Here is a 12,551-nt window from a genome sequence, read left to right as displayed (position 1 = left end):
GCGCAAGCCGCCGTAATGCCGTCGCTGTGAAGTCCGCCCGCAAACTCACCGCCGCAGCCATCGCAACCTCCCTCGAAAGGGAATGTTGAATCAAATCACCGCGCTCTTGGGAATCGCCCACGTGAGTCAGGCTTCACGATTGTTGGTATGATTGATTTATATATGATTTAATGAATTCTGTTTATGTGGTTTTATACCTGATTTCTGTCATCGTAGCCCGCCAATGATGTTATTCTGACGGATATTCACTGATATCATCGCCTATTGAGATTGGATGCATAGCCGAAGCCCCAAAGCATCATGCTAACCATCAGCTATTAATGCAAAGCACTATCAATCCTAACGTTATCAATCTGGGGCGCACGTCAATAATCCCGATTTAAGACGTGCTGAATTACGTTGAAACCCGCTAGGAGCTGTCAAGCTTCTCCTATATGACACAAGGGACGTCAAAGGGGGGGCAATGACAAACAGCGAGCTTGCGCAGCCTGGGGGATCGCAAAGCGTGGCGGAGTATGCGGCCGTTCAGGGGCCGCCTGTTGAGGCTTTGGCGGGCATCACGGTCGCGGCGCTCGCGCTCGGATCGTGCGGCAGTTCATCATCCGGCGGCTCGACCTCGGTCGTGCCGCCAGTGGTTACGCCTGCTTTTCGCACCACTGCACTTTCTGCGTCGCGCTTCCTGGCGCAGACATCGATGGGTGCAACAGCCGATTCGATAGCTCGCGTTCGAACGCTTGGCTTCGATGATTGGATTACCGAGCAGTTCAACCTGCCGCGCTCCCAGACGCTTTGGGACTGGCTTGTCGCCAATGGCTATAATGTCGCCGGCAACGTCAACAACGAAGCGGGTTTCGACCCTGCCATGTGGAGCCAGCTGATTACAGGCCCCGATCAGCTCCGGCAGCGGGTCGGGCTGGCGCTGCTCGATTTTCTGGTTGTCGGGATCAGCGGCGCGGCCCTTGGCGGTTTTCGCCAGTTCGCGATGGCCGCCTATATCGATGTCCTTATGGACAATGCCTTTGGCAACTACCGGGTTCTGCTTGATCAGATCAGCACCAATGCCGCAATGGGGTCATTCCTGACCTATATCGGCAACCGCAAGGCCAATACGGCAACAGGTGCCCTGCCCGATGAAAATTATGCACGCGAGCTGATGCAATTGTTTACCATCGGGCTGACGGAGCTCAATGCCGATGGCAGCCAAAAGCTCAATGCAGGCGCACCGATCGAGACCTACTCGCCCGACGATGTCAGCGGCATGGCGCGGGTCTGGACCGGCTGGAACCTCGATTCATCCGACAACACAACGCCTGATCGCTACCGCCGGCCCATGATCAATACAGCGAGCCAGCACGAAACCGGCGCTAAGACCTTCCTGGGCAAGACGATCTCGGCCAACACCAATGGCGTAGACAGCAAGAACCAGGCGCTAGACACGCTGTTTGCACACGCCAACATCGCGCCCTTCGTGTCGAGGCGGCTCATCCAACGCCTGGTGACGAGCAATCCGTCGGCGGCGTATGTCGGCCGCGTGGCCGCCGCCTTTGTCAACAATGGCAGCGGCGTCCGAGGCGATATGAAGGCGATCATCCGGGCGATCCTTACCGACAGCGAGGCGCGCAACGACGCCGCAAGCGCGTCCAGTTCGTTTGGCAAAGTTCGCGATCCGGTCTTACGATTAACTGGCTGGGCACGCGCATTTGGCGCAAACTCGCCAGGCAATGGCTGGGCATTCGGCGATACCAGCGCCGTGACCAGACTGGCGCAGAGCCCCGGTCGATCGCCAAGCGTCTTCGGGTTCTTCCGACCCGGTTACACGCCGCCCAACAGCGCGATTGCAAACGCAAACCTTGTTGCGCCGGAACTGCAGCTCGCAAACGAGACGTCGGTGATCGGCTATGTCAATTACATGCAGACGGTGATTTCGACCGGGATTGGCGATGTGAGGGCGAATTACACCGATCTGATCGCCAAGGCGCCGGTTTCGGCAACCCTGATAGAAGAAATCAACCTGACCCTGGCCGCCGGCCAATTGAGCGCCGCCACCAGCGCCCAGATCAAGGCCGTCGTGGACGGAATTTCGGCCGACACGCCAGCAGGCCTAAACAACCGGGTCTACATGGCGCTGCTGCTCACACTCGCGTCCCCCGAATATCTTGTGCAGAAGTGAGGGCCGGATCCATGCTGCCGAACATGCCATCGCGCCGGACGTTCCTGAAGGACAGCGCCGCACTGGGCATCGCCGCCTCGGCAGCGCCGTTCATTGGCACGCTGGGCGATATCGGCGCCGCAGCAGCCGCAACGGCGACGGACTATAAGGCGCTTGTCTGCGTGTTTCTGTTCGGCGGCAATGATTATGCCAACACGCTGGTACCCTATGACACGGCAAGCTATGCGACCTACAGCGCGCTGCGCAGCACCATTGCCATTCCCCGCGCCGACCTTGCCGCCACGGCGTTGACCCCGGCGACGCCGCTTGCCGGCGGCATCCAATATGCGCTAGCGCCAGCATTGGCTCCGTTGCTGCCGGTGTTCAATGCCGGCAAGATGGCGGCGGTGCTCAACGTTGGAACGTTGATCCAGCCGACAACCAAGGCGCAGTATCTCGCCAAGAATGTGCCGTTGCCGCCAAAATTGTTCAGCCACAACGATCAGCAATCCTTCTGGCAGTCGTCGACAGTCGAAGGCGCCAAATCGGGGTGGGGTGGCCGCATGGCTGATCTGTTTCTGGCTCAAAACAACACTCCTGCAGTCACAGCGATCAACGCCGCGGGCAACGCTGTTTTTCTGACTGGCAGGACCGCGAGCCAATATGCCGTGAGCTCGGCAGGGCCGATTGCGCTGAATGGCAATGCAAGAACGCTGTTTGGATCGGCTGCCGGTGCGACGGCGTTGCAATCAATCATCGGCGCCACCCAGGGCAATCTGTTCGGAAATGAGCTGGCGCGCACAAGCGGTCGGGCGCTTACCGCCTACACCCAAGTCTCAACCGCGCTGACCGGCGGGCCGACGATTGCCACGCCGTTTCCAACCGGCAACACGCTGGCCGACCAGTTGAAAGTCGTGGCCCGGCTGATTTCGGCATCACAGGAACTTGGCGCCAAGCGGCAGGTTTTCTTCGTCTCGCTCGGCGGCTTCGATCTCCACTCGGGGCTCCTGGCGACGCATCCCGTGCTGCTTGGCAGGGTGGCAGACGCTATGCGGGCTTTCTACGATGCCACTGTCGAGCTCGGCGTCGCCAGTCGTGTTACCGCCTTTACCGCTTCAGACTTCGGCCGCACCCTCCTGAGCAACTCCAGCGGCTCAGATCACGGCTGGGGATCGATGCATTTTGTCGTCGGCGGGGCGGTCAACGGCCGCAATTTCTACGGAAAGCCGCCGGTCCTCGCCCACAATGGCCCCGACGATGTGGGCCAAGGGCGGCTATTGCCGGCGATCAGCGTCGATCAATATGCCGCAACGATGGCGAGCTGGTTCGGCGTCAGCGCGGCTGACATGGTGAGCGTGCTGCCATTTATCGGCAATTATCCGGTGGCATCGCGCAACCTTGGATTTATTTGACCAACAAGGGTTTCACACTGCAAAGACCTCGTCCCCTGCATCGTCCTCGTCTGCCGTGCCGGTCAAGTCACATCCCCCGTGTGAACAAGTTCATATTGGCCCGAGTTGACCTGGCAACGCTGGGTCGTGTCGACCGGTCGCTTCCGGCGCTTTGCCGTCATCTCGAATGCGGGCAGCGCCGACTGGGAACCGTTCCGCAAAAAGTCCCTGCTTATACTTTAGGAGGGTCCGCCGTTTCCCGTAGCAACGGTCAAGCTGAGCACTCTTGGTTCCGATGCCCAGCCGGTGGCGCAGAAACACCGCCGAATGTGACGCCGGTGACCAGACGGCTGCCGCCATCTCGGCCGAGCTGGACGAACACATCAACCGTGCTGCGGACATAATCGACCAATTCAGCCCGGCGCAATTCGGTGCCACCCATCAAGGCCATCAGCGCCAATTGTTCGACAGCCCCCTGCGGCGAGCTGGCGTGCACGGTAGTGATAGATCCGGGGTGACCAGTGCCGACGGCGCGCAACCAGCTCAGCGCCTCTGCCCCGCGCACTTCGCCCATGATGATGCGATCGGGGCGCAGCCGCAGCGAGGCTGCGAGCAGATCCGCCGTATTGACCTCCGCTTCACCCAGCCGGCCGCGCACGCCGACCAATCCGACCGCGTTTGCATGGTGCAACTGGATTTCCGGCGTGTCTTCGATCAGCACGAGGCGCTCGCCCGGCGGTGCTTCTTGCAGAAGGGCGTTCAGAAAGGTGGTCTTACCGGTGCCGGTGGCGCCGGCGACGACGATGGTCTTGCGCGCCTGCACTGCCGCCTGAAGAAAGCCCAAAGTGTCGCCGGAGGCCAACCGCCGGGCCAATGCCTCGTCTACCCCAACGCGCGACAGAGCGGTTTCACCAACTCTGGCAAAGGCACCGGCTGCCCCATAATCAGCCAGGCGAAAATCGGGCACATTGTGCTTGCGGATCGCTGCAATTACATGACCGCGGGTCGCAGGTGGAGCACAAATCTGGACGCGTGCACCATCAGGCAAGGTGGCGGCAAGCAGCGGGTGTTCCCGGCTGATGCCCTGATCAGCAGCCGCAGCTACCTGCCGCGCCAGGCGCCACAGGGCGGCATCAGTCAGCTCGGGGACGTCATGCCGTTCGGTGGCGCCGCCGGTTTCCAGCCACACTTCGCCCGGGCGATTGATCAACAGATCGGTGACATCGTCACGGCCAAGGAAGGCTGCCAGCGGTGCCAGAAACGCATCGAGATAAACGCGCGCTGGAGTGGTCATTTCTGCCCAGCCGCCATTGGCCCGACCGCGGAAAAGTCGAGATCCTGCGCCACGAATATGCGCACCAGCGCGCCTTGCGGCGTGGTGATGGTCGGCGGAATGTCGAGATCGGCGGCGGCCTGGGTCGCCAATGCAGATGCTTCGCTTGCCGTACCAACAACCACAGTTCCGCCGCCACCACTGGCAGACGCTGCCGCAACATTGAGGCCGCCGGTCAGCACCGACAGCAGGATCGCCCCGCCATAGCGTTGCAGGAAATGTCGGTTTACCTTGCCGGGCACCCCGCCGCGACCGATTTCGTCAATGCCCGGGGATGCCAGCGTCACTGAGACACCGTCTGGCCGGATCAGCCGCGTCCAGATGATGAAAACGCGGGAAGCACCACGGGCAATACCCGATTGATATTTACCGATGATCCGACTGCCAGCCGGGATCAGCACCGCACTGCCATCAAAGCTCAGCACATCGCGCTGAACGATCGCACGCGCAAAGCCCGGCAGATCAGAGTTCAGCGCTGTTTCCATGACGGCCCCGATGATTGCGCCCTGTGGCACCAGGCGATCGAGCCCGCTCATGCGCTGGGCTTGCGATACCTCGACGCGTTCCGTCCCGACCCGTGCAGAAAACACTTCAGCCCTGCTCAGACCTTCATTCTGGGCCGACACTGGCGCCAGGACGGCGCCGGCTGGCAAATCGGGCAGCGGCGCTGCAGCGATGGCGGTGCTCACCTGCGCAAGGTCGACAATCAGGGCCGGCGCACGCAGCCGCGCCTCAGCGCGTTGGCGGGCGTCATCGTCGAAATAAGACGGACGGGTCGATGCCGGCGCCAGCGCGAACGGTGCCGCTGGCGCAGGCTGAGACGGCTGCTGCAAGGTGGCTGGCGACGCAGCGGGTCCGGGCGGCGTTGGCAAGGGCTGAACGGCCGCAACACCAATCGCACCAGCCGTTGGAAGATCGGCGTCGCGAGCCATCTGGCTTGCCCGCGCCTCGGACAACCACAAAAACACGCCGACAGCGCCGCCGATCATCAATGCGCTGACACCAAATTTTGAGAGCGGCCGCGGCGGTCGCGCAACCAACGGGCGATGGACAGGCGGATCACCCGTCATCGCTTTGCCGCCGTCGCCAGAACCACCGTCGCCACATGCTTTCCGCTGCGCAGCGTGAAGCGCGGCGCCGTTTGTTGCACAATCGTCACCCGCCCACGCGTTGAACTGTTGACGAGGCTTTCATCCTTACCTGGCCCGCCGGCAAAAATGGCCGGTACAGCCGTGGTTTCAGGAAATTCGAAGAAGGTGACAGTGCCATTATCCCAGACGCGAACCGGCAACAGATTGGCAGCGCCCTGGCGCTCATAGGCGAAATTCAGGACGGGCGTCGGCGGCAATGGTGGCTCCGCGATAGCGACCACGACGGGTTTGGGATACTCAAAACGCACGACCCACGGTGTCGTCGCCAGGCGCGGGCCTGTTTCCAGAGCGAACACATAACGCCGCCGATCGGTGATAATGGTCATGTTGGTCGCAGCGCCCTTGATCAGCGGCTTCAGGAAAATGTTGCGAGCGCGCTTGTTGGGTGTGACCTGCCAGGCGAGCGCATCGCCGATCGACACGGTTTCAATTCGCTCATCGGCCGCGAATTCGACTGTGATCTGCCAGCCAAGCGCGCCAATCAGCTGCACCACCTGATCATCGTCATGAAACACCGTCTGGATATGCGCATCACGCAACCCAGGGACGGGCAGCTCCGCGCCGGTGAGCAGCACCAGCAGGAGCGGCGCAAACAGCAGGCGCGGGGTCATTGCGGCATGCCCTCAATATCGCGCCGATACCTCGTGACTTGGAAGCCTAGCGGATTATCGAACCGGTCCTCAAGCCGGAGTGGGGCATTGGCAAAGCCAAAGCTGATTGCCGCGACATACGATTGCACACTGGCTTGGCCGCCGTTCAGGCTAGAACGGCGCGTGTCGAAGCGAACCAGGGCAGCGCCGGGCGAGATAAGCGACACGCTCTTCACATCAACCGCGATAGTATCGCCGCGGTTTAGCGTGCGCAGCGGGCTTTCGGGATTGGCGGCTGCCATGGTGCTCACATACCCGCGGGCAACCGTGGGTGCCGACAGTCGCTGAACAAGGGCATATTGCAGCCGCAGATCGGTTTCGTCAAAGGTTTCGCGGGCGCGAACATAGCTGGCCAATTGCGCCTGAATGATGGCTTCATTCTGCGTGAGTTTGCCATCCGTCAGCGTGGTTGCAATCTCGACGGCGCCGGACTGACGATCGACAGTCACCACATAAGGCTGCACCGATTTCAACGGCACCAACAACGCCAGCGCAATTGCCAGCAAGGCAGCGATGCCGCCAGCGGCGCCGGCAACGATCCAGGCCAGTCGCGTCTGCCGTGCCGCTACGGCGACACGATCATCTGCCCAGGTGCGTGCCGCGGCATAGTAAGTGTCACGCTCGCTCATCTGTCACGCCTCTTGCCGGCTCGAGTGCGCCGGGGCGCGCGGCTTAGCGCCGACCACCCCGCGGCTGGCACGCCAGTATACAGCCGGGATGACCGCGAAGTCGCGCCTGAATATAGTGCCGACCCAGCGACGACAACGCCCGTTTTGGAGCGAGCAACCGCGCCCGCGCCATTGGCGGCTGCTTCACGCCGGGTGACGGCCGCAAGCACTTGCGCCACCGAGTGTTGTTGCGCAGGCGCAGCGTCTATCGCAGGGCTGGCGCTTGGAACTGATATGCCGAAAGCGACGGCTCGCTGCAAGACGGCGGTGCGACCCGACAATCTGATGCCGCCGGCGATACGGCTGCCGGCCACAGCCCCCGCGAGCATGGCAGCGGCAAAGATTAGGGCAACCAGGCCAATCGGCGTCACCGATGCCGCCAGGTAGAGGCCGGCGGCTTGCTCCGCCAGCAATCGCGCGATCAACGGTAGCAGAATTGCCGTCTCGATCGTGGCCAGCGTCAGCACGAACAACGGCACCAGCGCCGCTGCTACCATGGCGCGAAGCCAGCCTTCAGCAATACCGCGCGTGGCATCAAACAGCAGGAAACCAGCCATCAATGGGGCTAGCGCCAGCAGGATCGCCAGAACCAGACGCGCGACGACCAGCAGGCCGACCGTCGATAGGGTGAGCACAAACGAGGCGACAATCAGCGTCATCGACGATGCCGCAGGCCCGCCCACCAGCGGGGAAGCGGTACCAGCCCGCATGCGAAATCCGACGCTGGCGGCTTCGATCCGATCGAGCGCAACCTGGACGCCTAGCAACGGATCGATGGTGGCCGGGCCCGAAAGTATCTCGGCCGCAACTTGCGATGGCGCGCGAGCCAGCGTGTCATAGGCGACCGTCTGCCAGGCGGCCCATGAGGTAGCAATGGTGAGCACGATCCCGATGCGGACAACCAGTCCAACCGAATCCGACAAGATGCCGCGTCCTAACAGCAGCCGATAGCCAAGCAGCGCCACCGCAATCACCAGCAACCCGGTCAACGCGACAGATGCCGGCCCGCTAGGTGCCGCCAACGCCGCATAGCCCCGCTCTACCAGGCCGAATGCCTGGCAATCGATATCTGCCAGCAGCTGGGCAGCAAGGCCGGGCACGGCTGGCTTTGCACACAACAGGGCGCTCATGCGGCGGCCAGCAACCGCGGCAACCAGGCGGCCGGATCATCACCGACCTGCGCCCTGATGCCATCGAGCAAGCGCACGGTGCGCTCTCGTCCGGACAATACCGTCAACAATTCCGGCTCGGACGCCAGATTGAGGCGGACAACCACAGAGTCGTTGCCATGTTTGACAAGGAACGCCCTGGCACTGTCCGGAATGGTGCGCACCAGCTCAAATTCTTGCGCAGTCAGTCCGAAACCGTCCATGTAATCGCTTGCCTGAGCAGCGGCATTAGCCATGAAAATCTGTGTGCCAGCCTGCTCGATGATGGCTGAGGCGATGCGGCTTTGCAGAGCATCCGATGCCGATTGGGTGGCAAAGCCGATGATCCCTCCGCGTTTGCGGATGGTCTTCTCCCAGTCGCGGACCCGCGCCACGAACACATCGTCATCAAGCGCCTTCCAGCCTTCATCGATCACGATCATCGTCGGGCGGCCATCGAGCCGTTCTTCCACTCGATGAAACAGATACAGCATCGCTGGCGAGCGCAGCGCAGGAATGTCTAGGATCGCGGTCATGTCAAAACCGATGGTGTCGGCGCTCAGATCAAGTCCATCGATCGCATTGTCGAACAGCCAGGCGTGTTCGCCGTCTGAATGCCAGGGAGCGAGGCGCGCCGCGATATCACTGCTCGATGCGCGGCTTCGGCCACGAAACAGCTCGGCAAAATAGCGCAGCCGGCGATGTTCGGGATGCCCTGTGTAGCTCGCGTCGACGGCATCGGCGATCCACGCCAGCTCCTCTGTGGTTGGCCGCGCATCATCTCTGGTTACAAGCCGCGCGAGCCATTGGTTGAGGAACAGCCGGTTGGCTGCGGTATCGGGCAACGCCAACGGGTTCATCCGTGTCGGTTCGCCGGGGCGCAGGTTGTCGTAAACACCGCCGATGGCACGCAAGAAAATCTCGGCTCCGCGATCCTTATCGAAGAAAACAATCCGCGGATCGAAGCGGCGCGCCTGGGCGAGCAGGAAGCCCAGAACCACCGTCTTGCCGGAACCAGACGGGCCAATAACGGTAAAGTTTCCCAGATCACCACGATGAAAATTGAAGAAATATGGCCCGGCCGATGTGGTTTCGAACAACGTCACCGCCGATCCCCAGTGATTGCCTGATGCCTGCCCAACAGGAAAGTTATGGCCACTGGCAAAGCCAGCAAAGTTGGCAGAAGATATGAGCGCACGCCGGGCGATGTAGGAAAAATTGCCCGGAAACTGCGCCCAGAAGGCGGCTTCTAGCCCCAGATCCTCGCGGACTGCGGCAAAACCTGCTTCGGCGAGCAGCGCTTGCGCTTCGCCTAGATCCTGGTCAAGTTCGGCCAGCGTTGCGGCTTTGAGCATTACGGTCAAGTGATGCTCGCCAAAGACGGCGCGCCCGGCGGCAACATCATCCTTGGCCTGAGCCAGTTCGGCGCGCAGCGAAACAGCAGCGTCATCCGCCGATCGCATCCGCCGCAACGCCAGATCCATCCGCTCCAAGCTCGGCCCGCGATCGACCACCGCAAAACTCTGGGTCACCGTCATTTCGAACGGTAGTCGATACAGATCGTCGAACATCCCTGCCGATGTCTGGGCCGGATAATCCTTAACCGATAGGATGGCGGCAAAACTGGCCGGCTCGCCATCAATCGCACCAAACTCGATGGCATCGGCACCAAAGCTCAGTCGCCGCCTTGGCACGGCGCGGCCAAGGTCGCCGACCGGCAACAGCATGGGCGCCGTGGTGCCGTTGACCAACGTCGCCAGAAACTCGGCAGGCTGAGAAGCAAGACCGTTCGGCAGATCATAGGCGGCAAGCAGTTCCGGGGAATAGGCTTCCAGCGCAGCAAGCAACGTATCACGCGCCTGGTTCAGCAGGCGGATTTCCGCGCCTATATTGCCTGAGGGCAGCGAGCCGGCCCCAACAATGTTCAGAAGGCGCTCAGCGATCCCGGCTCTCCCGGCAAGCGGCCGGATGATCAAGGTCAGGTAAAGATCGTTCACATAGAGCCGGCGGTTAGCCAATCGCGTTCGCCAGGCCGTGTCCAATGCCGTGCTGAACCCGTCACCGAAATTGCCCTCAAGTGTGGCGGTGACAGCCCGGCGGACGACATGGTGCACCAGCGCAAACCGCGACGAGGCAATCGCCTGCACCATGGCATCGCGCGCCATTTTGCGGGCTTCAAGCTGCACGGCATCGATGGTTTCGAACGGCAGTCCCGCCAGCCGGATGATCTGCATCGCGCTGCCGTCACGGGTGAGGATCGTGAAATCATCAATCTGTGCTGCATACGGCAGATGGTCACCAACCTCCGCCTCCTGCGCAGCGGCCCGTTTACGGACGGTACGCATTGGCACCCCACAACCGCCGATTGCGGACGCGCGGCGTGCGGCGCAGACGGGTCATCCACAGCGCCATCACATGGGGATCACGCAGATGAGCTGCATAGCCGATCCCATGAAACAAAAGCGACGGCAGCAACGCGAACACCGATTTGAACACCAGGAAAAGCTCAATCGCGAGCATGCCGTTCAACACGAAGAACGGATAGGTCACCCCGGCCACCATCTGCGGTCGCGCCAGTGCACGAAAGAGTGGATCGGCGCGCATTTCAGCCGCCAGCGATCGATCGAATGCCGCCCACAATCGAGCCGGCACCGAATAGCACGAACAATCCGAGCACGACCGTGGCGCCATAGCGCCAGTTGATGCGCCCGGTCAGCATCATGAAGCCGATGGCCGCAACCGCAATGACGGCGACCGCAGTTGCTACATTGCCGAGCAAGGTGCCCTGCAACCATGACACGGCACCCAGGATCGGGCCTGAACCGGCCGGATCAGGCGCTGCAATCTGCGCGTCGGCCGGGTAGGCCAGAAATGGCAGGAACGCCAATCCAACAACGCACGGCACAATGAAAACTTTCTTGATCATCGAAGCGCATCCCCGGCCGATATCAAAAATGGCGCCTGAATAGTTTCGGGAGGCAATCTTGCAAGGATCGACGCGACATACAAGCGAGTTTCGCGATACGGCGGAATGCCGCCGAACCGCTTCACCGCCCCAGGCCCGGCATTGTAGGCTGCCAGCGCTAGGGGTACGCTACCGAAATGGTCAAGCTGTTGCCGCAAGAACATGGCGCCACCACGCATATTGTCCGTAACGTCGAGCGGATCGACCCCGAGAAACGCTGCCGTTGCTGGCATGAGCTGCATGACACCCAACGCCCCTTTGTCGCTCACCGCCCCGGCACGGCCGCGCGATTCCTGCCAGGCGACAGCCCGTAACAGGGCCGGCGGCAAACCATGGCGCCGAGCCTGGGCATCGATCTGCGACCAGACCGAGGACAAGCCCGATACATTATCTGCAGATCTTGCCTCAGGGTTGCCACTGCGCGCTTGCTCAATTGTCTGCACACTGCCGATCGTAAAGACGGCGGGCTTGTCATAGGTCTCAAAGCTGCCGCTTTCACTCACCTCGTAAACTTGGGCCATCGCCGGCGCCGCCGCAACCAGCGCGAACAGCATCGCCAACCCCAGCTCCCTCCAACCCGATGGCGAGCCCTCCCCTGGCACTGATTAGCCGATCGCTGTCGGGTTGGTTATCAACGACAGCGGGCCGACATCGCCATCAGCGGGCGTGACACGCGTAGCCGTCTGAGGCGCCCTGAATGCCATGCCGAAGTTGGCGCCAAAGGTATTTCCCTGTCGTGCCGGAGCCACAGCGGTTAGAAGCGCCGCCGCTGCAGTGCCCATGCGCTTGCCGCCATCACAGGCGGCCAGCGTAGATGCCGCCAATGCCAGCAACCCTATTTGAGAAATGCGCTTCATCTCAGATCACTCCTTATGGCTGGGTTTGCGGGCGTGGTGCACAACGCAGCGGCGGAGTGAGCAGTTGCCGCACGGCTGCCACGTCGCCTTGTGCCTCAATTTGTCTCACATCGTAACTGCGCCGCGGTGAGAGAACAAGAGACACTTAGAATGGCAATCCTTTCAATTCCCTTGGATTATGAGGCAGCCTGAGAGGGTCAGATTGGCTGAGAAACGTGGAGTTGGTGCGCCGGACAGAA

12 protein-coding genes are annotated in these 12,551 nt (G+C 61.7%); 3 read left to right on the top strand and 9 right to left on the bottom strand.

Translation table 11 applies throughout. The features are described from left to right. Positions 1 to 463 precede the first annotated feature (463 nt). Positions 464 to 2,170, top strand: a complete 1,707-nt coding sequence (locus Q7O19_RS11505; protein ID WP_303810661.1) for a DUF1800 family protein — start codon at positions 464 to 466, stop codon at positions 2,168 to 2,170. Positions 2,171 to 2,181: 11 nt separating this feature from the next. Then, on the top strand, positions 2,182 to 3,561 hold the full coding sequence (locus Q7O19_RS11500) for a DUF1501 domain-containing protein (RefSeq protein ID WP_303810660.1): 1,380 nt from the start codon (positions 2,182 to 2,184) through the stop codon (positions 3,559 to 3,561). Between the two features lie 250 nt (positions 3,562 to 3,811). Here Q7O19_RS11500 and virB11 read toward each other — a convergent pair whose 3' ends face one another. Beyond that, complete coding sequence (virB11, locus tag Q7O19_RS11495; RefSeq protein WP_303810659.1) at positions 3,812 to 4,834, bottom strand: P-type DNA transfer ATPase VirB11; 1,023 nt, start codon at positions 4,832 to 4,834, stop codon at positions 3,812 to 3,814. Further along, entirely contained in the window at positions 4,831 to 5,409 is a 579-nt protein-coding gene (locus Q7O19_RS11490) for a TrbI/VirB10 family protein (RefSeq protein ID WP_303810658.1), read from the bottom strand. Before Q7O19_RS11490 ends, virB11 begins: the two co-directional genes overlap by 4 nt. A gap of 9 nt (positions 5,410 to 5,418) precedes the next feature. Here Q7O19_RS11490 and Q7O19_RS11485 point away from each other — a divergent pair, with 9 nt between their 5' ends. Beyond that, positions 5,419 to 5,886 (top strand): hypothetical protein, encoded by a 468-nt coding sequence (locus Q7O19_RS11485; RefSeq protein ID WP_303810657.1) that lies wholly within the window; start codon positions 5,419 to 5,421, stop codon positions 5,884 to 5,886. A 53-nt stretch (positions 5,887 to 5,939) separates the two neighbouring features. Here Q7O19_RS11485 and Q7O19_RS11480 read toward each other — a convergent pair whose 3' ends face one another. Genes Q7O19_RS11480 through Q7O19_RS11450 form a run of 7 tightly spaced genes read right to left on the bottom strand, consistent with a single transcriptional unit; the run spans position 5,940 to position 12,009 of the window. Then, entirely contained in the window at positions 5,940 to 6,599 is a 660-nt protein-coding gene (locus Q7O19_RS11480) for a TrbG/VirB9 family P-type conjugative transfer protein (protein WP_303810656.1), read from the bottom strand. Between the two features lie 32 nt (positions 6,600 to 6,631). After that, on the bottom strand, positions 6,632 to 7,303 hold the full coding sequence (locus Q7O19_RS11475; RefSeq protein WP_303810655.1) for a virB8 family protein: 672 nt from the start codon (positions 7,301 to 7,303) through the stop codon (positions 6,632 to 6,634). After that, positions 7,300 to 8,472 (bottom strand): type IV secretion system protein, encoded by a 1,173-nt coding sequence (locus tag Q7O19_RS11470; protein WP_303810654.1) that lies wholly within the window; start codon positions 8,470 to 8,472, stop codon positions 7,300 to 7,302. The genes Q7O19_RS11475 and Q7O19_RS11470 overlap by 4 nt, the downstream gene beginning before the upstream one ends. Next, positions 8,469 to 10,835 (bottom strand): VirB4 family type IV secretion/conjugal transfer ATPase, encoded by a 2,367-nt coding sequence (locus tag Q7O19_RS11465; protein ID WP_303810653.1) that lies wholly within the window; start codon positions 10,833 to 10,835, stop codon positions 8,469 to 8,471. The genes Q7O19_RS11470 and Q7O19_RS11465 overlap by 4 nt, the downstream gene beginning before the upstream one ends. Beyond that, on the bottom strand, positions 10,819 to 11,094 hold the full coding sequence (locus Q7O19_RS11460) for a type IV secretion system protein VirB3 (protein WP_273462444.1): 276 nt from the start codon (positions 11,092 to 11,094) through the stop codon (positions 10,819 to 10,821). The genes Q7O19_RS11465 and Q7O19_RS11460 overlap by 17 nt, the downstream gene beginning before the upstream one ends. 1 nt (position 11,095) lies before the next feature. After that, positions 11,096 to 11,416, bottom strand: a complete 321-nt coding sequence (locus Q7O19_RS11455; RefSeq protein WP_303783295.1) for a TrbC/VirB2 family protein — start codon at positions 11,414 to 11,416, stop codon at positions 11,096 to 11,098. Then, a complete protein-coding gene (locus tag Q7O19_RS11450) occupies positions 11,413 to 12,009 on the bottom strand; it encodes a lytic transglycosylase domain-containing protein (protein WP_303810662.1) in 597 nt (198 codons plus the stop codon). The genes Q7O19_RS11455 and Q7O19_RS11450 overlap by 4 nt, the downstream gene beginning before the upstream one ends. Positions 12,010 to 12,551: the final 542 nt, after the last annotated feature.

The organism is Sandarakinorhabdus limnophila DSM 17366 (assembly GCF_945882885.1).
Taxonomy (GTDB): domain Bacteria; phylum Pseudomonadota; class Alphaproteobacteria; order Sphingomonadales; family Sphingomonadaceae; genus Sandarakinorhabdus; species Sandarakinorhabdus limnophila_A.
This window is presented reverse-complemented; position numbering and strand designations above follow the sequence as displayed.

Bases quoted from the DNA above. Each gene is read 5' to 3' on its own strand.
- Q7O19_RS11505 (WP_303810661.1), top strand. From the start codon at position 464: ATGACAAACAGCGAGCTTGCGCAGCCTGGGGGATCGCAAAGCGTGGCG.
- Q7O19_RS11500 (WP_303810660.1), top strand. From the start codon at position 2,182: ATGCTGCCGAACATGCCATCGCGCCGGACGTTCCTGAAGGACAGCGCC.
- virB11 (WP_303810659.1), bottom strand. From the start codon at position 4,834: ATGACCACTCCAGCGCGCGTTTATCTCGATGCGTTTCTGGCACCGCTG.
- Q7O19_RS11490 (WP_303810658.1), bottom strand. From the start codon at position 5,409: ATGAGCGGGCTCGATCGCCTGGTGCCACAGGGCGCAATCATCGGGGCC.
- Q7O19_RS11475 (WP_303810655.1), bottom strand. From the start codon at position 7,303: ATGAGCGAGCGTGACACTTACTATGCCGCGGCACGCACCTGGGCAGAT.
- Q7O19_RS11470 (WP_303810654.1), bottom strand. From the start codon at position 8,472: ATGAGCGCCCTGTTGTGTGCAAAGCCAGCCGTGCCCGGCCTTGCTGCC.
- Q7O19_RS11465 (WP_303810653.1), bottom strand. From the start codon at position 10,835: ATGCGTACCGTCCGTAAACGGGCCGCTGCGCAGGAGGCGGAGGTTGGT.
- Q7O19_RS11460 (WP_273462444.1), bottom strand. From the start codon at position 11,094: ATGCGCGCCGATCCACTCTTTCGTGCACTGGCGCGACCGCAGATGGTG.
- Q7O19_RS11455 (WP_303783295.1), bottom strand. From the start codon at position 11,416: ATGATCAAGAAAGTTTTCATTGTGCCGTGCGTTGTTGGATTGGCGTTC.
- Q7O19_RS11450 (WP_303810662.1), bottom strand. From the start codon at position 12,009: ATGCTGTTCGCGCTGGTTGCGGCGGCGCCGGCGATGGCCCAAGTTTAC.